Source organism: Klebsiella terrigena, assembly GCF_012029655.1.
In the GTDB taxonomy this organism is placed as follows: Bacteria; Pseudomonadota; Gammaproteobacteria; order Enterobacterales; family Enterobacteriaceae; genus Klebsiella; species Klebsiella terrigena.
Window position 1 is genome coordinate 5,202,648 of record NZ_CP050508.1, and the last position, 21,578, is coordinate 5,224,225.

The 21,578-nt window shown below is 59.5% G+C and carries 17 protein-coding genes; 9 read left to right on the plus strand and 8 right to left on the minus strand.

The genetic code is table 11. The features are described 5' to 3' along the window. The first annotated feature begins 127 nt into the window (after positions 1–127). From HCK03_RS24425 to HCK03_RS24435, 3 genes are read left to right on the plus strand one after another with little or no spacing between them, the layout of a single operon-like run. Entirely contained in the window at positions 128–1,648 is a 1,521-nt protein-coding gene (locus tag HCK03_RS24425; protein ID WP_041143648.1) for a sugar ABC transporter ATP-binding protein, read from the plus strand. Next, positions 1,645–2,646, plus strand: a complete 1,002-nt coding sequence (locus HCK03_RS24430) for an ABC transporter permease subunit (protein ID WP_041143647.1) — start codon at positions 1,645–1,647, stop codon at positions 2,644–2,646. The genes HCK03_RS24425 and HCK03_RS24430 overlap by 4 nt, the downstream gene beginning before the upstream one ends. 36 nt (positions 2,647–2,682) lie before the next feature. Continuing rightward, positions 2,683–3,624, plus strand: a complete 942-nt coding sequence (locus HCK03_RS24435; RefSeq protein ID WP_041143646.1) for an ABC transporter substrate-binding protein — start codon at positions 2,683–2,685, stop codon at positions 3,622–3,624. 53 nt (positions 3,625–3,677) lie between these two features. Here HCK03_RS24435 and HCK03_RS24440 read toward each other — a convergent pair whose 3' ends face one another. Next, positions 3,678–4,409 carry a response regulator gene (locus HCK03_RS24440; RefSeq protein ID WP_123552911.1) on the minus strand — a complete coding sequence of 244 codons (732 nt, stop codon included), beginning with the start codon at positions 4,407–4,409 and terminating at the stop codon, positions 3,678–3,680. A gap of 273 nt (positions 4,410–4,682) precedes the next feature. Between HCK03_RS24440 and fdhF the strand changes: the two genes are divergently transcribed. Then, complete coding sequence (fdhF, locus tag HCK03_RS24445) at positions 4,683–6,830, plus strand: formate dehydrogenase subunit alpha (RefSeq protein ID WP_143717726.1); 2,148 nt, start codon at positions 4,683–4,685, stop codon at positions 6,828–6,830. Between the two features lie 188 nt (positions 6,831–7,018). Then, positions 7,019–7,702 (plus strand): tetratricopeptide repeat protein, encoded by a 684-nt coding sequence (locus tag HCK03_RS24450; protein ID WP_041143642.1) that lies wholly within the window; start codon positions 7,019–7,021, stop codon positions 7,700–7,702. A gap of 908 nt (positions 7,703–8,610) precedes the next feature. Here the strand turns inward: HCK03_RS24450 and gltP are convergent. After that, positions 8,611–9,921, minus strand: coding sequence for a glutamate/aspartate:proton symporter GltP (gene gltP, locus HCK03_RS24455; RefSeq protein ID WP_041143641.1), 1,311 nt, complete (start codon positions 9,919–9,921; stop codon positions 8,611–8,613). Between the two features lie 414 nt (positions 9,922–10,335). Between gltP and acs the strand changes: the two genes are divergently transcribed. The 3 genes from acs (at position 10,336) to actP (ending at position 14,442) form a co-directional block, all read left to right on the plus strand. Beyond that, entirely contained in the window at positions 10,336–12,294 is a 1,959-nt protein-coding gene (gene acs / locus HCK03_RS24460) for an acetate--CoA ligase (protein WP_041143640.1), read from the plus strand. Positions 12,295–12,481: 187 nt separating this feature from the next. Further along, the gene (locus tag HCK03_RS24465; protein WP_041143639.1) at positions 12,482–12,796 is read left to right on the plus strand and encodes a DUF485 domain-containing protein; all 315 of its coding nucleotides are present in this window, start codon (positions 12,482–12,484) and stop codon (positions 12,794–12,796) included. Continuing rightward, entirely contained in the window at positions 12,793–14,442 is a 1,650-nt protein-coding gene (gene actP / locus HCK03_RS24470; RefSeq protein ID WP_135185323.1) for a cation/acetate symporter ActP, read from the plus strand. Before HCK03_RS24465 ends, actP begins: the two co-directional genes overlap by 4 nt. A gap of 33 nt (positions 14,443–14,475) precedes the next feature. Here actP and HCK03_RS24475 read toward each other — a convergent pair whose 3' ends face one another. Then, a complete protein-coding gene (locus HCK03_RS24475) occupies positions 14,476–15,165 on the minus strand; it encodes an LrgB family protein (RefSeq protein ID WP_041143637.1) in 690 nt (229 codons plus the stop codon). After that, entirely contained in the window at positions 15,158–15,568 is a 411-nt protein-coding gene (locus HCK03_RS24480; RefSeq protein WP_041143636.1) for a CidA/LrgA family protein, read from the minus strand. The genes HCK03_RS24475 and HCK03_RS24480 overlap by 8 nt, the downstream gene beginning before the upstream one ends. 103 nt (positions 15,569–15,671) lie before the next feature. On the opposite strand from HCK03_RS24480, the gene HCK03_RS24485 reads away from it, so the two are divergent. Further along, positions 15,672–16,556, plus strand: coding sequence for a LysR family transcriptional regulator (locus HCK03_RS24485; RefSeq protein WP_041143635.1), 885 nt, complete (start codon positions 15,672–15,674; stop codon positions 16,554–16,556). Positions 16,557–16,642: 86 nt separating this feature from the next. Here the strand turns inward: HCK03_RS24485 and HCK03_RS24490 are convergent, their stop codons facing one another. The 4 genes from HCK03_RS24490 to soxR form a co-directional block, all read right to left on the minus strand. Further along, on the minus strand, positions 16,643–18,289 hold the full coding sequence (locus HCK03_RS24490; RefSeq protein WP_041143634.1) for a Na+/H+ antiporter: 1,647 nt from the start codon (positions 18,287–18,289) through the stop codon (positions 16,643–16,645). A gap of 148 nt (positions 18,290–18,437) precedes the next feature. Continuing rightward, positions 18,438–19,787, minus strand: a complete 1,350-nt coding sequence (locus HCK03_RS24495) for an NCS2 family permease (RefSeq protein WP_041143633.1) — start codon at positions 19,785–19,787, stop codon at positions 18,438–18,440. Positions 19,788–20,182: 395 nt separating this feature from the next. After that, positions 20,183–20,851, minus strand: a complete 669-nt coding sequence (locus tag HCK03_RS24500; protein WP_041143632.1) for a glutathione S-transferase family protein — start codon at positions 20,849–20,851, stop codon at positions 20,183–20,185. Positions 20,852–21,109: 258 nt separating this feature from the next. After that, positions 21,110–21,568, minus strand: coding sequence for a redox-sensitive transcriptional activator SoxR (soxR, locus tag HCK03_RS24505; RefSeq protein WP_041143631.1), 459 nt, complete (start codon positions 21,566–21,568; stop codon positions 21,110–21,112). Positions 21,569–21,578: the final 10 nt, after the last annotated feature.

Genomic DNA, 21,578 nt, shown 5'->3' on the forward strand with positions numbered 1-21,578 from the left:
AACGTTGCGTAATTGTGATCAAGATTAACTATTCATCAATATGACAAATATGAACGGCTTCTGACATTTTGCATTTATCAACCTGTGGTCCACTGCAGCTATCGACCGCTCTCGCAGGAGACCCTGTATGCCAGCAACGCCGGTACTATCCATGCGCAATATTGCCAAAGCCTTCGGCAAATTTTATGCGCTGAAAGGCGTCGATCTGACGGTTTGGCCAGGCGAGATCCACGCCCTGATGGGCGAGAACGGCGCCGGGAAAAGCACGCTCATGAAGATCCTCGCCGGCGCCTATACCGCCACCAGCGGCGAGATCCTGATCGACGGTAAACCGCACGCCATTAAAGGGCCAAAAGACGCGCTGGCGGCAGGCATCACGCTGATTTATCAGGAGATGCAGCTGGCGCCCAACCTCACCGTTGCCGAAAATATTTTCCTCGGCAGCGAGCTGGCGCGCGGCGGGATGGTGCAGCGCAAAGAGATGCAGAGCCAGGCCCAGGCGGTGATTGACCGTCTTGGCGCCCAGTTTAAGGCCAGCGATCGGGTGATGAAGCTGACTATCGCCGAGCAGCAGCAGGTAGAGATCGCCCGCGCCCTGCACCGTAACAGCCGAATTTTGGTGATGGATGAGCCGACCGCCGCCCTCTCCTCGCGTGAAACCCAGCGCCTGTTTGAGCTGATTCTGCGCCTGCGCGACGAAGGCATGGCGATTATCTATATCAGCCACCGCATGGCGGAAGTTTATGAGCTGTCCGATCGCGTCAGCGTCCTGCGCGACGGTCAGTACGTCGGCAGCCTGACCCGCGACAGGCTTAACGCCTCCGAGCTGGTGCGCATGATGGTGGGCCGCCCGCTCAGCGATCTGTTCAATAAAGAGCGCGATATCCCGCTCGGCAAGCCGCGCCTGCGGGTGCAGGATCTCACCGACGGCAGCAAGGTGAAGCCGAGCAGCCTGGTGGTGCACGCCGGGGAGATCGTCGGCCTCGCCGGGCTGGTCGGCGCCGGCCGCTCCGAACTGGCACAGCTGGTTTTCGGCGTGCGCAAGGCGAGCGGCGGCGTGATTGAAGTCGACGGCGAGCCGGTGGTTATCCACTCGCCGCGCGAAGCCATCGATCTCGGCATCGGCTTCCTCACCGAGAACCGCAAGGAGCAGGGGCTGTTTCTCGAACTGGCGGCGCAGGAAAACATCACTATGGCGACGCTGGAGCGCGACGCCAGCTGGGGAATGCTCAACCGCAAGAAGGCGCAGACCATCTCCGATGACGCCATCTCGCTGCTCAATATTCGCGTCCCGCATTCGCAGGTGCGGGCGGGCGGCCTTTCCGGCGGCAACCAGCAAAAGCTGCTGATCTCCCGCTGGGTGGCGATCGGCCCGCGCATTCTGATCCTCGATGAACCCACGCGCGGCGTCGACGTCGGCGCTAAAAGCGAAATTTACCGCATCATGAACCAGATGGCGCGTCAGGGCGTGGCCATTCTGATGATCTCCAGCGAACTACCGGAAGTGGTCGGCATGAGCGACCGGGTCTACGTGATGCGCGAAGGCGCAATCGTCGGCGAACTGCAGGCCGACGAGATCGGCCAGGAAAGCATTATGACGCTGGCCACCGGCGTTAACGACTCTCACCTTAAGGCGGAACAACCATGACAACGCAAAAAGAGACCGCCGCCCGGCCGGTGGCAAAATCAGCATCGGCGAAAAAAATGCTGATGGGCGATTTGATGCAAACGGTCGGCATCCTGCCGATTTTAATCCTGATTGTCGCGGTATTTGGCTTTATCGCGCCGAACTTCTTTACCGAGAGCAACCTGCTGAACATTACCCGTCAGGCCTCCATCAACATCGTGCTCGCGGCGGGCATGACCTTTATCATTTTGACCGGCGGGATTGACCTGTCGGTCGGGTCTATCCTCGGCACCACCGCGGTGGCGGCGATGGTGGTCTCGCTGATGCCGGAGCTCTCCCTGCTCTCCATTCCGGCGGCGCTGATGCTCGGCCTGCTGCTGGGCCTGTTCAACGGTGCGCTGGTCGCCTTCGCCGGACTGCCGCCGTTTATCGTCACGCTAGGCACCTATACGGCGCTGCGCGGGGCCGCCTATCTGCTGGCGGACGGCACCACGGTGATTAACTCCGATATCAGCTTCGAATGGATCGGCAACGATTACCTCGGGCCGGTGCCGTGGCTGGTGGTGATCGCCCTGGCGGTCATCGCGGTATGCTGGTTCATTCTGCGCCGCACCACGCTCGGCGTGCACATCTACGCCGTGGGCGGCAATATGCAGGCCGCCAGGCTCACCGGCATCAAGGTGTGGCTGGTGCTGCTGTTCGTCTACGGCATGAGCGGGCTGCTCTCGGGGCTGGGCGGGGTGATGAGCGCTTCTCGGCTCTACAGCGCCAACGGCAACCTCGGCGTAGGCTATGAGCTGGACGCCATCGCCGCGGTTATCCTCGGCGGCACCAGCTTCGTCGGCGGTATCGGCACCATCACCGGTACCCTGGTGGGGGCGCTGATTATCGCCACCCTCAATAACGGCATGACGCTGATGGGCGTCTCCTATTTCTGGCAACTGGTGATCAAAGGGGCGGTGATCATCATTGCAGTACTGATCGACAAATACCGTACCCGACACCATCAAAGTGCATAACAACAATACCAATACCCTACGAGTGAGGAAGACAATATGCGTTTGAAACCGTTAGCGATCGCGCTCTGTGCCGGCACGCTGCTGGCCGCAGCGCCGTTCACCCAGGCTAAAGAACTCAAATCTATCGGCGTGACGGTCGGCGATCTGGCCAACCCGTTCTTCGTCCAGATAACCAAAGGCGCCGAGCTGGAAGCCCGCAAGCTGGCCGGAGATAATGTCAAAGTGACGCTGGTTTCCAGCGGCTACGATCTCGGTCAGCAGGTCGCGCAGATCGATAACTTTATCGCCGCGAAGGTCGACATGATTATCCTTAACGCCGCCGACTCGAAGGGCATCGGCCCGGCGGTGAAGCGGGCGAAAGACGCGGGCATCGTGGTGGTGGCAGTGGACGTGGCCGCCGAAGGCGCGGACGCGACGATTACCTCCGATAACACCCAGGCGGGCGAAATGGCCTGTAAATACATCACCGACCGCCTGAAAGGGAAAGGCAACGTGGTGATTATCAACGGGCCGCCGGTCTCTGCGGTGCAGAACCGCGTCGAAGGCTGCCAGACGGAGTTCAAGCGCCACCCGGATATCAAAGTGCTGTCGTATAACCAGAACGCCAAGGGCAGCCGCGAAGGCGGACTGGAAATTATGACCTCGCTGCTGGCCGCCAATCCGAAAATCGACGGCGTATTTGCCATTAACGACCCGACCGCCATCGGGGCGGACCTGGCGGCCAAACAGGCCCAGCGCCGCGAGTTCTTTATCGTTGGCGTCGACGGTAGTCCGGACGGGGAAGAAGCGTTGAAGCGTAAGAATTCGCTGTTTGTCGCCACCCCGGCCCAGGACCCTCAGGTGATGGCGGCGAAGGCGGTAGAAATTGGCTACGACATCCTGCAGGGCAAACCGGCGCCAACGGCCCCGGTGCTGATCCCGGTGACGATGATCGATAAAAACAACATTGGTACCTATAAAGGCTGGACCGTGAAGTAAGCGCCATCGGTCAGGTGATGCCCCGGGAAGCCCCGGGGTTAGCCCCTTCGCGGCTACGCCGCCTTATCGCCGTGGATAACGTCCGCGGCGAACACATAGCCCAGGCCGCGCATGGTTTTGATCAGCGCAGGCTGATGCGGATTAAGCTCAATTTTGCGCCGCAGGCGCATGATCAGCACGTCAATCGTCCGGTCAAACACCTCAATGCTCTCGCTGTGGGTCAACGTCAGCAGCTGTTCGCGGTTCAGTACCCGCCGGGCGTTCTGCGCCAGCGCCAGCAGCAGGCCGTACTCGCCCTGGGTCAGCAGCACCGGCTGCTGCTGGGGGTTAAACAGCTCACAGCGTCCGGTGTCCAGCCGCCAGCCGTTAAAAATGAGTCCCGCACCGCCGCCGCTGCTGCTCTCAGCGGCCAGCGCGCCGCTGCGTCTGAGCACCGCTTTCACTCGCGCCACCACTACCCGGGAGTTAAACGGCTTGCCGATATAGTCATCGGCGCCCATCTCCAGCCCCACCACGACGTCGGCTTCGCTCCCGAGACCGGTCAGCATCACCACCGGCAGCTCGGGTCTGCTGCGCTGTAGCTGCTGTAGCACCAGCAGGCCGTTGGTATCGGGCAAAATCATGTCCAGCAGGACGAGGGAAATATCCGCCCGCTGCGCCGCTACCGCCAGCGCTTCGCCGCCGGTTTGGCACACCAGCACGTCAAAAACGTGCGCGCTGAGCACGTCGCACAGCAGTTCGCAGATTGCGCTGTCGTCATCAACAACCAAAATGACCGGTTTCATAGCTTGCCTCTGCCCGCCGGGGATGATCTCTGTATGATTAATTCAGCAAACCACCACCGACAAATCCATTGCCGGATAGCGTTTCTTCAACCCATGTCACAACTCCGCCCGCTTCGACACGTCAAAACTGACGACGCCCTGCTTTTCGTCAGCACTTCGCCCAAAAAACCGGCGTATTATCGGGAAATACCCACAATGAAAATATGGCATAGAAGATGCATAGTGACGGCGTGATAGCGCATATGCGCCAACTGATTAACGGGAGCAAGACCGATGAAAAAAGTCGTCACGGTTTGTCCGTATTGCGCATCAGGTTGCAAAATCAACCTGGTGGTCGATAACGGTAAAATCGTCCGGGCTGAGGCAGCACAGGGGAAAACCAACCAGGGAACCCTGTGCCTGAAGGGCTACTACGGCTGGGACTTTATTAACGATACCCAGATCCTCACCCCGCGCCTGAAAACCCCGATGATCCGCCGCCAGCGCGGCGGCAGGCTGGAGTCCGTCTCCTGGGATGAGGCCCTCGACTACGTTGCCACGCGCCTCAGCGCGATTAAGGCCAAGTACGGCCCGGATGCCATCCAGACCACCGGCTCCTCCCGCGGCACCGGGAATGAAACCAACTATGTGATGCAAAAATTCGCGCGCGCCGTTATTGGCACCAATAACGTCGACTGCTGCGCTCGCGTCTGACACGGCCCATCGGTTGCAGGTCTGCACCAGTCGGTCGGTAACGGCGCTATGAGCAATGCCATCACCGAGATTGATAATACCGATCTCGTCTTTATCTTCGGCTATAACCCGGCCGATTCGCACCCTATCGTGGCAAATCACGTGATTAACGCCAAACGCAACGGGGCGAAGATTATCGTCTGCGATCCGCGCAAAATTGAAACCGCGCGCATTGCCGATATGCATATTGCGTTGAAAAACGGCTCCAACATTGCCCTGCTCAACGCCATCGGCCACGTCATTATTAAAGAGGATCTCTACGATAAATCCTTCGTCGCCAGCCGCTCGGAAGGCTTCGAGGAGTATCGCAAAATCGTTGAAGGCTATACGCCGGAGTCGGTGGAAGAGATAACCGGCGTCAGCGCTCAGGAGATCCGCGCCTGCGCCCGGATGTACGCCAGCGCCAAATCCGCGGCCATCCTGTGGGGCATGGGCGTCACCCAGTTCTATCAGGGCGTGGAAACCGTGCGCTCGCTGACCAGCCTGGCGATCATGACCGGCAACCTCGGCAGGCCGAGCGTCGGGGTCAACCCGGTGCGCGGACAGAACAACGTCCAGGGCGCCTGCGATATGGGCGCCCTGCCGGATACCTATCCGGGCTACCAGTACGTTAAATTCCCGGAAAACCGGGAGAAGTTCGCCAAAGCCTGGGGCGTGGAGAGCCTGCCGGCGCACACCGGCTACCGCATCAGCGAGCTGCCGCACCGGGCGGCGCACGGCGAAGTGCGGGCGGCCTATATTATGGGCGAAGATCCGCTGCAGACCGATGCCGAGCTCTCGGCGGTGCGTAAAGCCTTTGAAGAGCTTGAGCTGGTTATCGTGCAGGATATTTTCATGACCAAAACCGCGGCAGCGGCGGACGTCATCCTGCCCTCCACCTCGTGGGGCGAGCATGAAGGCGTCTATACCGCGGCGGACCGCGGCTTCCAGCGCTTCTTTAAAGCGGTGGAGCCGCAGTGGGATCTGAAAACCGACTGGCAGATTATCAGCGAGATCGCCACCCGGATGGGCTACCCGATGCACTACAGCAACACCCAGGAGATCTGGGACGAGCTGCGCCATCTGTGTCCGGACTTTTACGGCGCCACCTACGAGAAGATGGGCGAGCTGGGCTACATCATGTGGCCGTGCCGCGACGAATCCGCCGCCGACCAGGGGACCTCTTATCTGTTTAAAGAGAGGTTCGATACCCCCAACGGGCTGGCGCAGTTCTACACCTGCGACTGGGTTGCGCCGATCGACAGGCTCACCGGGGAATATCCGATGGTGCTCTCAACGGTGCGCGAAGTCGGCCACTACTCGTGCCGCTCGATGACCGGTAACTGTGCGGCGCTGGCGGCGCTGGCGGACGAGCCGGGCTATGCGCAAATCAATACCGCCGACGCCGCGCGTCTGGGTATCGAGGATGAGGCGCTGGTGTGGGTTAACTCGCGTAAGGGCCGCATCATCACCCGCGCGCAGGTTAGCGATCGGCCGAATAAGGGAGCGGTCTATATGACCTACCAGTGGTGGATTGGCGCCTGCAACGAGCTGGTGACCGAGAACCTGAGCCCGATAACCAAAACGCCGGAGTACAAGTACTGCGCGGTTAACGTTGAGCGGATTGCCGACCAGCGCGCCGCCGAACAGTACGTCATTGATGAGTACAGTAAGCTAAAAGCCCGCCTGCGCGAAAGCGCGATGGGCTAAGTCAGACCGCTTTCCCGGAGGGGCGCGCCGCGCCTTTCCGGGCGACGGATCGGTCCCCCGCTGGCGCAACGCTCAGCGGCGGGACACGTTTATCGCCCCGGTTTCATCACGCCCGCTTAGCGCCTGTCATTTTCTTCTCTTACGCCTCCCTTTATACTGTTAGCTGTATCCCTAATAGATAATAAAAAATGAAATACCTCTCTTTATTGCTGGCGCTGGTCTCCCTCGCCGCAGGCGCCATGGAACCAGGCAGTCAGTACAAACAGCAGGCTGAATCGGGCGACCCGCGCGCGCAGTACTATCTCGCCGATACCTACGTCAGCTCCGGCGATTACCCGCAGGCCGAATACTGGGCGCAGAAGTCGGCGGAAAACGGCGATGGTGATGCGCTGGCGCTGCTGGCTCAGCTGAAGATCCGCAACCCGCAGAACGCCGATTACAAGCAGGCCAGGCAACTGGCGGAAAAGTCGGTTCAGGCGGGAAGCAAGGCCGGGGAGATCGTCCTTGCCCGGGTGCTGGTCAATCATCAGGCCGGCAAGCCGGACTATACGCACGCCATCACCCTGCTACAGGACGCGGCCCAGGATCCGGAAAGCGACTCCGCCGTTGACGCGCAGATGCTGCTCGGGCTGATTTACGCCAGCGGCGTGCAGATTGCGGAAGATGACGCCGCGGCCTCGCTCTATTTTAAACGCAGCTCCTCTCTGTCCCGCACCGGCTACGCCGAGTACTGGGCGGGGATGATATTCCAGCAGGGGGAGAAAGGCTTTATCGAGCCCAATCAGCAGAAGGCTCTGCACTGGCTGAACGTCAGCTGCCAGGAGGGGTTTGATACCGGGTGCGAGGAGTTTGAGCGGATAACCAAGGGGTAGCCTCTTCACGCCCGGATGGCTTTTTACGGTGGTTTGGGCGAAAGCTGTTTTTTAAGTTCCGTTCATATTCCGTGGAATGTTCCGTGGAATGTTCCGTTCACCATTGGTCCCGCATACTTCTGTTTACTGCGGCATAGGTGAACGGCCCAGGGCCGGTTTCGCCCGGCCCTGGGGACCCGGCATCCCGGCAAGAAAAATCGTCGCTGCGCGATACCTTCGTCTCCGCCGTCTGGCTATTCGGGGACGGCAAGAGGTAACCTCCCTGTAAGGCTTGCCTCCGCCAGCATCCATGCTGGCGGCCCCGGCCAGCCGCCTGCGCCTCAGCGATTTTTAGCCGGCCCAACCCCCTGCTGCATATCCCGATGCCTCATGGCTGCATGGTCATTGCTGAAAAGCCTTCAGCAATGATTTGGCTGCTGATATCTACGGGCTGACAGCGAGGGGGTTAAGGCGCATCAAGAAAACTGGCGGGAACGCAGGCGCGCATCCAGGACTGACCGCCAGGACAAAAACGCCGGGAGCGTTTTTGAACGACGTTAACGTCGGCCCCGAAGGGGTGAGTCCCATGGATGGGACGAATAAGGCGGTCAGAGAGGCAGGTCGAGACAGGGACGTCGAGTCCTGCCCGGTCCGCCAGATGAAGCCGGAGTGGAGCGTACCGCGCAGCGGCAGTTTTCAGCGCCATGCCGGGGGCCACGGGGGGCGGGCGAAACGCCCCCCGTGCCGTTCACCCGCAGCGGGTGTGAGAAAAGCGCTGGATTCACCGTGAACGGAACATTCCACAGAACTTACGCTACAGCGCTAGCCACAACACACGCTTTCGCCCAAACCACCGTTATCTGTAATCCCCTGCCCTACGATAAAAAAAACCCGGCGCAGGGCGCCGGGCTTGCTATTTCATTGCGCGTTTACTGCGCGGTCTTATCAAATTTACCCAGCACCTCACGCTCGTATGCCAGCGCTTTCTTACGGTCAAATTTGTGCTCCCACTTGGCGATAACCAGCACCGCCAGGGCATTCCCCACCACGTTCAGCGCGGTACGCGCCATATCGAGGATACGGTCAACGCCGGCAATAAAGGCCAGACCTTCCAGCGGGATCCCGACGCTGCCCAGCGTCGCCAGCAGCACCACGAAGGAGACGCCCGGCACGCCGGCAATTCCTTTCGAGGTCACCATCAGCGTCAGCACCAGCGTAATCTCCTGCCACAGCGACAGGTCAATCCCGTACAGCTGAGCAATGAAGATCGCCGCAATGCTCTGGTATAGCGTCGAACCGTCGAGGTTAAAGGAGTAGCCGGTCGGCACCACGAAGCTGGTGATGGAGGCCGGTGCGCCGTAGGCCTCCATCTTCTCAATAATACGCGGCAGCACGCTCTCGGAGCTGGCGGTAGAGTACGCGAGGATCAGCTCGTCTTTGAGGATGCGAATCAGGGTCCAGATGCTCAGGCCGCAGACCCGTGCGACCAGCCCCAGCACCACCAGCGCAAAGAACAGAATCGCGAAGTAGACCAGAATCACCAGCTTGGCCAGCGGCCACAGGGAGGCGAAGCCGAAGGTAGCAACGGTCACGGAGATCAGCGCAAACACCCCGACCGGCGCGTAGCGCATCACCATGTGCGTCACTTTGAACATGGTCTCGGAAATGGAGCGGAAAACGGTCACCAGCGGCTCACGATGCGTTGCCGGCAGCGAGGAGAGGCCGAGGCCGAACAGCACCGAGAAGAAGATAATCGGCAGCATATCGCCCTTTGCCATCGAGGCGACGATATTGGTCGGCACCAGCGACAAGATAGTCCCCATCAGGCCGTGCGCGTGGCTTTGCACTTCCGCCGTCGTACTTTGGTATTTCGAAATATCGACCGCCGCCAGCTGCGACATATCAATGCCGGTGCCCGGCTGGAAAACGTTGGCCAGGGTGATCCCCAGCACAATCGCCACCGTGGTGATCACTTCAAAATAGATAATCGTTTTGGCACCAATGCGCCCCAGCTGCTTAGCGTCGCCGACGCCCGCAATCCCGACGATCAGCGTCGAAATCACAATCGGCACCACGATCATTTTAATCAGGTGGATAAAGATGTCGCCCGCAGGCGTCAGGAGGTTCGAGATTAACCAATCACGGCTTTCGGCATGGTAATGCAGATAACTGCCCAGGAGTATGCCCAGCACCAGGGCCAGCAAAATTTGCCAGGCCAGGCTGACTTTTGTTTTTTTCATCACTACAGACTTCCTCAATGAAAGGCATCATTACCGGAGGTAATGATGCCCACTGAAAGGGGTATGAATTGTGTTGCGTTGCTCTATGGGGTTTTTTAACGCGGGATATGAGTATCATTTGCACGGCATGCTACGCAAGCCTTTAAGAACAGGCCTTTACTCTGGTTTTATGCATAAAGTCGCTCATTCCCCCCACTTATCTTGCATAAGTATTTGTTATAAAAAAATTTTAATAACTTCCATTTCTATAAATTCATTGCCGGAACTATTGCACTTAAAAGTTTCATTTGATTGATTTTCATTCAGTTGAATTAATGCGTGATCTGTCCCCCAAATAGCAAACAAAGCGCGCAAAGCCCCTACTATTAACGTTTATTTGACATATATTTAACAACCTACAGGAGAAAAAAAGCCATGAGCCAAATACATAAACACTCTATTCCCGCAAATATTGCGGACAGCTGCCTGATTAACCCGGAACAGTACAAGGCGCAGTATCAACAATCCGTGACCGACCCCGACGCGTACTGGGGCGAGCAGGGAAAAATTCTCGACTGGATGCGGCCCTATACGCGCGTGAAGAACACCTCGTTTGCCCCAGGCAACGTCTCTATCAAATGGTATGAGGACGGAACGCTAAACCTGGCGGCCAACTGTCTCGATCGCCATCTCGCGGAGCGCGGCGACCAGACGGCCATCATCTGGGAAGGCGACGACGCCAGCCAGAGCAAGAAAATTACCTATCGCGAGCTGCATCGCGACGTATGCCGCTTTGCCAACGCCCTGCTCGGCCTCGGGATTAAAAAAGGCGACGTCGTGGCTATCTATATGCCGATGGTGCCCGAAGCGGCGGTCGCTATGCTGGCCTGCGCGCGCATTGGCGCCATCCACTCGGTTATTTTCGGCGGCTTCTCGCCGGAAGCGGTTGCCGGACGCATCATCGACTCCAGCTCGCGGCTGGTGATCACCGCCGACGAGGGCCTGCGTGCCGGTCGCGCCATTCCGCTGAAGAAAAACGTCGATGACGCGCTGAAAAATCCTAACGTGACCACCATTGAAAACGTGGTCGTCCTCAAGCGCACCGGGGGCAAAACGGAATGGCACGAGGGTCGCGACCTGTGGTGGAGCGATCTGCTGGAAAACGCCAGCGACCAGCACCAGCCGGAAGAGATGAACGCCGAAGACCCGCTGTTTATCCTCTATACCTCAGGCTCAACCGGCAAGCCGAAAGGCGTCCTGCACACCACCGGGGGCTACCTGGTGTATGCGGCAACAACCTTCAAATACGTATTCGACTATCATCCTGGCGATATCTACTGGTGCACCGCCGACGTGGGCTGGGTAACCGGCCACAGCTACCTGCTGTACGGCCCGCTGGCCTGCGGCGCGACGACGCTGATGTTCGAAGGGGTACCAAACTGGCCGACTCCGGCGCGCATGTGCCAGGTGGTGGATAAGCACCAGGTCAGCATCCTGTATACCGCACCAACGGCGATTCGCGCGCTGATGGCCGAGGGCGATAAGGCTATCGAAGGCACCGACCGCTCTTCCCTGCGCATTCTGGGGTCCGTCGGCGAGCCGATCAACCCGGAAGCCTGGGAGTGGTACTGGAAGAAAATCGGCAACGAGAAATGCCCGGTGATGGACACCTGGTGGCAGACCGAAACCGGCGGCTTTATGATCACCCCGCTGCCGGGCGCGATTGAACTGAAGGCCGGCTCCGCCACCCGTCCGTTCTTCGGCGTTCAGCCGGTCATCGTCGATAACGAAGGCACGCCGCTGGAAGGGGCCACCGAGGGCAACCTGGCCATCGCCGACTCCTGGCCTGGCCAGGCGCGTACCCTGTTCGGCGACCACGAGCGCTTCGAGCAAACCTACTTCTCCACCTTTAAAAACATGTACTTCAGCGGCGACGGCGCGCGTCGTGACGAGGATGGCTACTACTGGATAACCGGCCGCGTGGACGACGTGCTGAACGTTTCCGGCCACCGTCTGGGCACCGCCGAAATTGAATCGGCGCTGGTCTCACACCCGAAAATCGCCGAAGCGGCGGTGGTCGGCATCCCGCATAACATCAAAGGTCAGGCCATTTACGCCTACGTGACGCTGAATCACGGTGAAGAGCCGACGCCGGAGCTGTACGCGGAAGTGCGCAACTGGGTGCGTAAAGAGATAGGCCCGCTGGCCACCCCGGACGTGCTGCACTGGACCGATTCGTTACCGAAAACCCGCTCCGGTAAAATCATGCGCCGCATCCTGCGCAAGATTGCCGCCGGTGACACCAGCAACCTCGGCGATACCTCAACGCTCGCCGATCCTGGCGTGGTGGAAAAACTGCTCGAAGAGAAGCAGTCCATCGCAATGCCGTCGTAAATACGTACTGAATCCCTACACCCTCTCCCCCATCGGGGAGAGGAGATAAACATAAAACCTTCCTAAGGATTCCAGGCAGCAGGAAAGCGGTAAGCAGGCAGATTCCCGACGGTTAACCGTCGGGCGGACGCGTGCTGCCGACGTCTCGCGCGTGGATGACGAAAGGAATACCTCTGGAGACGCTAAGATGAATGATCAAATTTGTCAGCGGATAGAAAATAGTGCGAATTTCAGGGAGTTAGTTGCAACCCGGCAAAGGTTTGCCGCCATTTTGTCACTGATCATGCTGGTTATCTATGTCGGCTTCATTTTGCTTATCGCCTTTGCCCCCGGCTGGCTGGGTACGCCGCTGCACGCGGGAACCAGCGTCACCCGCGGCATCCCCATCGGCATCGGCGTCATCGTTATCTCCTTCCTGCTCACCGGCGTTTACGTGTGGCGGGCCAACGGCGAATTCGATCGTCTGACGAAAAGCATTCTCAAAGAGGTGCAGGCATCATGAAGAAAGTTCTGACGGCGCTTGCCGCCACGCTCCCGGCTGCCGCAAACGCGGCCGATACGATCGCCGGCGCGGTCCAGCGCCAGCCGACAAACTGGCAGGCGATTATCATGTTCCTGATCTTCGTCGCCCTCACGCTCTATATCACTTACTGGGCGTCAAAACGGGTACGCTCGCGCAGCGATTACTATACCGCCGGGGGGAATATCACCGGCTTCCAGAACGGGCTGGCAATTGCCGGCGACTTTATGTCCGCCGCCTCCTTCCTCGGGATTTCCGCGCTGGTTTATACCTCCGGCTACGATGGGCTGATTTACTCCCTCGGCTTCCTGGTCGGCTGGCCGATTATTCTGTTCCTGATTGCCGAACGCCTGCGCAACCTCGGACGCTATACCTTTGCCGACGTCGCCTCCTATCGCCTGAAGCAGGGGCCAATCCGTACCCTCTCCGCCTGCGGTTCGCTGGTGGTGGTGGCGCTGTACCTGATTGCGCAGATGGTCGGCGCGGGCAAGCTTATCCAGCTGCTGTTCGGCCTTAACTACCACGTTGCGGTGGTGCTGGTCGGCGTGCTGATGGTGCTGTACGTGCTGTTTGGCGGCATGCTGGCAACCACCTGGGTACAGATCATTAAGGCGGTTCTGCTGCTGTGCGGCGCCAGCTTTATGGCCTTTATGGTCATGAAGCACGTCGGCTTCAGCTTCAATAACCTGTTCAGCGAAGCGATGGCGGTCCATCCAAAAGGGGTGGCGATCATGAGCCCTGGCGGACTGGTGAAAGACCCGATATCGGCGCTGTCGCTGGGGCTGGGGCTGATGTTCGGTACCGCCGGTCTGCCGCATATTCTGATGCGCTTCTTCACCGTGAGCGATGCGCGCGAAGCGCGTAAAAGCGTATTCTACGCCACCGGTTTTATGGGCTACTTCTACATCCTGACCTTTATTATCGGCTTCGGCGCGATCATGCTGGTGGGCGCCAATCCGGCGTTTAAAGACGCTGCGGGCGCGCTTATAGGCGGTAACAACATGGCGGCGGTGCACCTCGCTGACGCAGTGGGCGGTAATCTGTTCCTCGGCTTTATTTCGGCCGTGGCCTTCGCCACCATTCTTGCGGTGGTTGCAGGCCTCACCCTGGCCGGGGCCTCGGCGGTCTCCCACGACCTGTACGCCAACGTCTTCCGTAAGGGCGCCAGCGAGCGCGACGAGCTGCGGGTATCGAAAATCACCGTGCTGATCCTCGGCGTGGTCGCCATTCTGCTGGGGATCCTGTTCGAAAATCAGAACATTGCCTTTATGGTCGGACTGGCGTTCTCGATTGCCGCCAGCTGTAACTTCCCTATCATTCTGCTGTCGATGTACTGGTCGAAGTTGACCACCCGCGGGGCGATGATTGGCGGCTGGCTGGGGCTGCTGACCGCCGTCATCCTGATGATCCTCGGCCCGACAATTTGGGTACAGATCCTCGGCCATGCGAAGGCGGTCTTCCCGTACGAGTATCCGGCACTGTTCTCGATTGCCGTTGCCTTTATCGGTATCTGGTTCTTCTCCGCCACCGATAACTCGGCGGAAGGGCAGCGCGAACGCGAGCGGTTCCGCGCCCAGTTTATCCGTTCACAGACCGGTATCGGTATCGAACGCGGCCAGGCGCATTAAGCCGCTTAACCCCGGCCGTTCGGCCGGGGTTCATCAGAACATCAGCAGGCGCACCAGCGGCGCCGCCAGCACCATCACCACTCCAGACAGCATCATCACCAGGCTGGCGACAACGCCCTCCTGCGGCCCGAGCTCGTAGGAGCGCGCGGTCCCGGCACCGTGCGAGGCGGCGCCAAAGCCCGCCCCTTTCGCCATCCCTTCACGAATCGACAGGCGCAAAAACAGCACATCGCCGATCGCCATGCCAAAGACCCCGGTGACCACCACGAACAGCGCGACCAGATCCGGCTGACCGCCGAGAGGCCGGGCCGCGGCCAGCGCAAAAGGCGTGGTGACCGAACGCACCGCCAGGCTGCGCTGAATCTCATCAGAAAGGGTGAACAGGCGCGCCAGCCAGACCGAGCTGCAGACCGCCACGATTGAGGCCGTCACCACCCCGGCGCTCAGCGACATCCAGTGGCGTTTAATAATCGCCAGGTTGTCATACACCGGCACGGCGAAAGCGATGGTCGCCGGCCCCAGCAGCCACAGCAGCCAGTGGGCTTCGCCCATATAGCTTTGATATGAAATATGGCCAAAGACCAGAATCAGCACCAGCAGGATCGGGGTAAAAACCAGCGGCATCAGCGGCAGCTTGTGAAAGCGGCGATAGAGGCGTTTATTGGCAAAATAGAGCACCAGCGTCACGATCAGGCACAGAATGCTCAGATGGAGATCACTCATGCTTCATCCTACTGATTTCATAGCGATAAACTTTATCCACCACCCACGCCGTGGCGCCCAGCACCAGCGTCGTGCTCAGCGCGATCACCAGCAGAATACGCCAGCCATCCACCATCAGCAGCTGGGTGTAGTTGACCACCGCCACCACCGCCGGCACGAAGAACAGCAGCATTTCTGCCAGCAGCCAGCGGGCGCCGGCGCGCACCCACTTCAGCGGGATAATCCGACAGACGATAAGCGCCAGCAGCATCAGCATGCCGACCAGATTTGCCGGGAGCGGCAGGTGCAGCCAGTTAACCAGATATTGAGCGCAGACAAAGAGTCCGGCATAAACCAGTACCTGAACCGGTACCTGAAGGCGTTGCATAACGAAGGGGGTAACGCGAGCTGGCGCGAAGGCCATGAGCGATATTCCTGAAAAAGAAGCCAAGCGAGCAGTATAGTGAGCCGCCAGGTTGGACAGAAATGAATTAAAATCATCACAGGTATAGTCTCAGGGAATAATTATGGATATCCGCACGCTGCGTTATTTTGTCGAAGTCGTCCGTCAGCAGAGCTTCACCCGCGCGGCGGAGAAACTGTTCGTCACGCAGCCCACCATCAGCAAGATGCTAAAAAACCTCGAAGATGAGCTCAACTGTACGCTGCTAATTCGCGACGGCCGCCGGCTGCTGCTGACCGATACCGGCCGGGTGGTTTTCGAGCGCGGGCAGGCGATTTTGGGCGAATTCCGCCAGCTGGAATCCGAGCTTAGCGATATTAACCACCTGCATAAGGGCATTCTGCGGCTGGGGATCCCGCCGATGGTCGGGATGCTGATGGCCGAGCCGATCGGTCTGTTTCGTCAGCGCTATCCGGGCGTGGAGCTGAAAATTGCCGAGTTCGGCGGCCTGACCGTGCAGCAGGCGGTCAGCGACGGCGAGCTGGATCTGGCCATGACGGCGCTGCCGGTCGATGAGGAGAGCGGCCTGGCGACGCTGCCGCTGTTCAATCATCCGCTGTGCGTGCTGGCGCCGAGAACAGCGCAGTGGGAGGCGGTTAGCTCGCTGTCGCCGCAGGCGCTCGCCGCCCATCCGCTGGTTATCTATAACGAAGATTTCGCCCTCAGCCAGCAGCTGATGCAGCTGTTTACCGACCATGACGTCAAGCCCCGCATCGCGGTGCGCAGCGGACAGTGGGACTTCCTCGCCGCGATGGTTCAGGCGGGCATTGGCGTGGCTATCCTGCCGCAGCCGATTTGCGAGCGCCTCGACGCCCGGCATTTTTGCACGATCCCGCTGCAGAGCGAGCTGCGCTGGGAGCTGGGGATGATTTGGCGGGAGGGCGTCTATCTGTCGCATAGCGCCCAGGCGTGGCTGGAGTGCAGTAAAAGCTTCTGGCTCAATGAGTAAGCGCCCGGAGGCGGCGCGTTGCACCGGTCCGGGCGAGCCCTGTCGATAGCTCAGCCGCACGGCTCCCCGGCGGGGAGCGGCGGCGGCTATTGATCTTCGATGAGCAGCGCTTCCAGCAGGTCGAGGTCGTGCAGCAGCTTCTGCAGCGTCTCGTTGCTGATCTGGCGGGTGGCGCGCAGGTGGTATAGCTCACCGCGCTCTGAACGCAGCGCCGCCAGGCGGAAGCGGCGCTCAAGCTGCTCTTCGAGGATGGAGGTTTCCACGTCGTTGCGCCCGTCAACCCGCCGGCGCAGGTTACCGATCACCCGCGAGCTGACCTCCGTCAGCAGCTGGTTATCGATATTCTCTTTGGTATCCGCCGCCAGCCGCTCCTCCATTTTTTGAATCGCCACGATCGCCACGTCCGCGGTTGCGGCGCGCGCCAGGCGCTCCTCTTTACGCTGCTGGACATGGTCGGTCGACTCGATGTGGCGCAGCAGGATCGGTAGCGCAATCACGCCAACAAACAGCGAGAACAGGATGACCCCGGCGGCAAGGAACACCAGCTCATAGCGCGCAGGGAAAACGTCGCCGCTCGGCAGCAGCAGCGGTATCGACAGCACGCCGGCGAGGGTAATCGCCCCGCGCACCCCGGCCACCGAGGAGATCAGCAGCTCGCGGGTGGTCCAGGAGCCAAACTCCATCGGCTTCTTCTTCAGGAAGCGCTGACTGAGCTTGCGCATCGTCCACAGCCAGCCAAAACGAACCAGCATCAGGGCGGCGTAAATCAGGATTATATCGGTAAACAGCATCCAGGTTTCGACGTTGGGATCCGCCTCCGCCGCCACCAGCGAGCTCGACAGAATATCCGGCAGCTGCAGGCCTAACAGCAGGAACACCATGCCGTTAAACACGAACTCCAGCATCGCCCAGGTGCTGTTGGCGCGCAGGCGCATCGCCAGCGGCGCGGTGCGCATCACTCCCGAACGGGTGATGGTCATCCCCGCCGCGACCGCGGCCAGAATCCCGGAAAAACCAATATGTTCAGCGATCAGGTAGGAAGCAAACGGCAGCAGGAACAGCAGCACAATCTGCGTTGCCGGCTCATCGCCGCCCCAGCGGCTGAGGAAGCGCATCGAGCGCCCGTAGAGCCAGCTGACGACAAAACCGGCGAGGATGCCGCCTATCGCCACCTTGAAGAACTCGACGGTCGCACCGCCAACGGTAAAGACCATCGTGCCCATCGCCACCGCGACGGCAAACTTCAGCGAGACCAGGCCGGAGGCGTCGTTCATCAACGCTTCGCCCTGCAGTATCCCCATAATTTTTTTCGGGATCCGCCCTTCGCCGACAATCCCGGAGAGCGCCACCGCATCGGTTGGCGACAGAACCGCCGCCAGCGCAAAGGCCGGGATCAGCGGAATGCCCGGGACTATCCAGTAGATGAGGTAGCCGATGCCCACCACCGTCACCAGCACCAGCGCCAGCGCGAGGCCAAAAATCTCTCGCCCGTGCTCAATGAACTCGCGGGTCGGCGTCTTCCAGCCATCGGCAAAAAGCAGCGGCGGAATAAAGAGGACCAGGAAGAGCTCGGGGTCGAATTCGACGTGCAGCCCGAAGGTAGGCCAGGCTAACAGCGCGCCGATGGCGATTTGGATTAAAGGTAGTGGAACCTGAAAGGGCAGTACGCGTGTAACCACCCCGGAGAGAGAGACCACGAGGGTCATGATGAGTATGGTAAAGAATATTTCCATGTGTTCCCTGTTTGCTGCGTTTTCTTTTTTTACATCTGAGGCGTCATGTCTCGAAATGATACGCTACCCAGATTAACGCAAAAGGAAACAGGATGTGGCTTAAAAATTAAACGGGCGGCCTGAGCCGCCCGCTGTCAGCATAAATCGCTTAAATTGCCCAGCCGCCGGCGTAGAAGATAACCAGCGCTGCGGCAATGATCACGGTGCCGAGGTTCAGCTTGCGCCACTCCCCGGAGACCAGGCGTCCGATAACCAGCGACGCGAAGCCGATCATGATGCCGGTAACGATGTTGCAGGTCAGCACGATAAAGACCGCGGTAATCAGCCCCGCCATCGCATCGACAAAATCGTTGAAATCAATCTTCGCCACGTTGCTCAGCATCAGCAGGCCGACATACATCAGCGCCGGAGCGGTGGCGTAGGCGGGCACCAGATAGGAGAGCGGAGAGAGGAACAGGATCAGCAGGAACAGCACGCCAACCGTCACCGCGGTCAGGCCCGTTTTACCGCCGGCAGCGGTACCCGCAGCCGATTCGATATACACCGCCGCCGGCGCCGCACCGACCAGGCCGGAGAAGACGCTGCTCAGGGAGTCGGTGGTCAGCGCTTTACCGCCGTTGATAATCTGCCCGTCTTTGTCCAGCAGGTTCGCCTGCCCCGCGACCGCGCGGATGGTGCCGGTGGCATCAAATACCGCCGTCATCACCAGCGCCAGCACGCTCGGCAGAACAACCGGGTTCAGCGCGCCGATAATATCCAGGCTGCCGATCAGCGAATTGCCTTTATCGTCGCTCAGCGACGGCATGGCAAAAATACCGGAGAAGTGAACGTTAGGGTCGAAAATCAGGCCCACGATCGACACGCCGATAATGGTCAGCAGGATGCCGCCCGGTACCTTCAGCTTTTCGAGGCCGATAATCACCGCCAGCCCCACCAGCGACATAATCACCGGGAAGCTGTCGAAATTACCCAGCGCCACCGGCAGACCATCCAGCGGGTTCTTAATGACCAGGCCCACGCCGTTGGCAGCGATCAGCAGCAGGAACAGGCCGATACCGATACCGGTGCCGTGCGCAACGCCCTGCGGCAGGTTGCGTAAGATCCAGCTACGAATGCCGGTCGCGGAGATAATGGTAAACAGCACGCCCATCAGGAACACGGCGCCCAGCGCAACCGGGATGCTGATCTGCTGTCCCAGCACCAGGCTGAAGGCGGTAAAGGCGGTCAGCGAGATAGCACAACCGATTGCCAGCGGCAGGTTGGCCCACAGCCCCATCACCAGAGAGCCCACGCCCGCCACCAGGCAGGTGGAGACAAACACCGCTGCCGGTGGGAACCCGGCTTTACCCAGCATGCCCGGTACCACGATTACCGAGTACACCATGGCGAGAAAAGTGGTTAAACCTGCAAGAACTTCCTGACGCACGGAGCTGCCGCGAGCCGAAATTTTAAACCAGGCGTCTAATGAACCGCCGGTACGCGCTGAAGGCGTAGACATAGAAAACTTCCCCTGAGAATTTTTATCATTCGTCGGTATGCGTGGTGGACCATCCACTGCCAGTTCAACGCGATCTCCTTGTGCTATATATCGCAGCGCCAGGGGGGCTGCAAAAAAAGCAAACGTTTAACTCCGCGCATACAATACGGTGGTCAAAATTACTTTACTCACCCCCTGTTAGCAGGATAAATAGCGAGCAAAATAATAAGGCAAACGATTATCCAGCCTTTAGATGGCCCTTTTCAACTGAAGTTTGTCGTATTTCGCTAAATTTCGCTTATGACGTTCAGGAAATAACCAGCCGATGCGCAAACGTTATCGTCCATGCGCAATCTACTAACATTTTTGTATTGCGCTGATAGCAATTCGCCTCGGCCATCGTAAAAGGTGATGCCTCAGGCACCCGGTAGCGTAAAGGGGCCGCCGCGCTCAATGGCGCGCTGCCAGGCCGGACGCTGCTCGATACGCTGCGTCCAGCGGGCGATGTGCGCAAGCCCGTCAATTCCGCCGCGCGACTGCAGCGCCAGCAGCGGAAAGCTCATCTGGATATCGGCCATGCTCAGGTTTTCGCCCGCAAACCACGGCCATCGGGAGAGGTGATCTTCGATAAAGCCGGCGTGGGTCGCAATCTGCCGGTCCAGCCAGGCCTTCTGCATCCCCTTCCCCAGCGCGCCGCCCAGCGTGCGCATGCCGAACGGCACCGGAGCCTTGCCGAGGCTGGAAAAGACCAGCTTCATCAGCATCAGGGGCATCAGCGAGCCTTCGGCATAGTGCAGCCAAAAGCGGTACTGCAGCCTGTCCGCCATCGCCTGCGGCCGCAGCTGCTGCGTGCTATCGTAGGTTTCCTGCAGATATTCGAGGATCGCCCCGGACTCCGCCAGCACGTAGCCGTTATCCTCCACGACCGGAGATTTGCCCAGCGGGTGAATTTTTTTTAACTCCGGCGGTGCCAGCATATTTTTCTGCCGCGGATAGCAGACAATCTGATAGGGCAGCTGCAGCTCTTCCAGCGCCCAGAGCACGCGCTGCGATCGCGATTGATTAAGGTGATGTACCGTCAGCATGGGTCTCTCCCGTCGTTTGTTCAAATTAACTATAGGAACTGGCGGTGAATGACGGGAAAAATTCGCCAAAATAAGCGGGTGGATTTAAGGGGATGTGCCACAATTAAGGTGTCGGCGCAATCCGGAACCTCCATCAACTTGTTGCGCAATACTGAGGGGAGCCGATGTCGGGGGAAACCCTCCTGTGAACCAGCGGGATAGAGCGAAAGACAAAGACCGGAAAACAACTAAAGCGCCCTGTTGTGGCGCTTTAGTTTTTTAATCATCCTCCAGCAGCCGCGCGCCGGTCCCCTCTTCACCCAGCTTGTCTCCCGGGTTACGCAGCGGGCAGTCCCGTCGTGACAGGCAGCCGCAGCCGATGCAGCCATCCAGCTGATCGCGCAGCGCGGTGAGCGTATGAATGCGCCGGTCCAGCTCTTCCCGCCACACCGACGATAGCTGCTTCCACTCTTTGGCGCTTAGGTTGTGGCCTTCTGGCAGCACGCCAAAGGCGTCGCCGATAGTCGCCAGCGGAATGCCGATGCGCTGCGCAATCTTGATAATCGCCACCGCGCGCAGCACGTCACGACGGTAGCGCCGCTGATTGCCCGGATTGCGCTGGCTGTGAATCAGCCCTTTGCTTTCATAGAAATGGAGCGCCGAGACGGCAACGCCGGTACGTTTTGCCACTTCGCCGGGGGTCAACAGCATTTTGATACGGGGTGATTTCTTTTCCATAAAGCTCTTT

Bases quoted from the DNA above. Each gene is read 5' to 3' on its own strand.
- HCK03_RS24425 (WP_041143648.1), top strand. From the start codon at position 128: ATGCCAGCAACGCCGGTACTATCCATGCGCAATATTGCCAAAGCCTTC.
- HCK03_RS24430 (WP_041143647.1), top strand. From the start codon at position 1,645: ATGACAACGCAAAAAGAGACCGCCGCCCGGCCGGTGGCAAAATCAGCA.
- HCK03_RS24435 (WP_041143646.1), top strand. From the start codon at position 2,683: ATGCGTTTGAAACCGTTAGCGATCGCGCTCTGTGCCGGCACGCTGCTG.
- HCK03_RS24440 (WP_123552911.1), bottom strand. From the start codon at position 4,409: ATGAAACCGGTCATTTTGGTTGTTGATGACGACAGCGCAATCTGCGAA.
- HCK03_RS24450 (WP_041143642.1), top strand. From the start codon at position 7,019: ATGAAATACCTCTCTTTATTGCTGGCGCTGGTCTCCCTCGCCGCAGGC.
- gltP (WP_041143641.1), bottom strand. From the start codon at position 9,921: ATGAAAAAAACAAAAGTCAGCCTGGCCTGGCAAATTTTGCTGGCCCTG.
- acs (WP_041143640.1), top strand. From the start codon at position 10,336: ATGAGCCAAATACATAAACACTCTATTCCCGCAAATATTGCGGACAGC.
- HCK03_RS24465 (WP_041143639.1), top strand. From the start codon at position 12,482: ATGAATGATCAAATTTGTCAGCGGATAGAAAATAGTGCGAATTTCAGG.
- actP (WP_135185323.1), top strand. From the start codon at position 12,793: ATGAAGAAAGTTCTGACGGCGCTTGCCGCCACGCTCCCGGCTGCCGCA.
- HCK03_RS24475 (WP_041143637.1), bottom strand. From the start codon at position 15,165: ATGAGTGATCTCCATCTGAGCATTCTGTGCCTGATCGTGACGCTGGTG.
- HCK03_RS24480 (WP_041143636.1), bottom strand. From the start codon at position 15,568: ATGGCCTTCGCGCCAGCTCGCGTTACCCCCTTCGTTATGCAACGCCTT.
- HCK03_RS24485 (WP_041143635.1), top strand. From the start codon at position 15,672: ATGGATATCCGCACGCTGCGTTATTTTGTCGAAGTCGTCCGTCAGCAG.
- HCK03_RS24490 (WP_041143634.1), bottom strand. From the start codon at position 18,289: ATGGAAATATTCTTTACCATACTCATCATGACCCTCGTGGTCTCTCTC.
- HCK03_RS24495 (WP_041143633.1), bottom strand. From the start codon at position 19,787: ATGTCTACGCCTTCAGCGCGTACCGGCGGTTCATTAGACGCCTGGTTT.
- HCK03_RS24500 (WP_041143632.1), bottom strand. From the start codon at position 20,851: ATGCTGACGGTACATCACCTTAATCAATCGCGATCGCAGCGCGTGCTC.
- soxR (WP_041143631.1), bottom strand. From the start codon at position 21,568: ATGGAAAAGAAATCACCCCGTATCAAAATGCTGTTGACCCCCGGCGAA.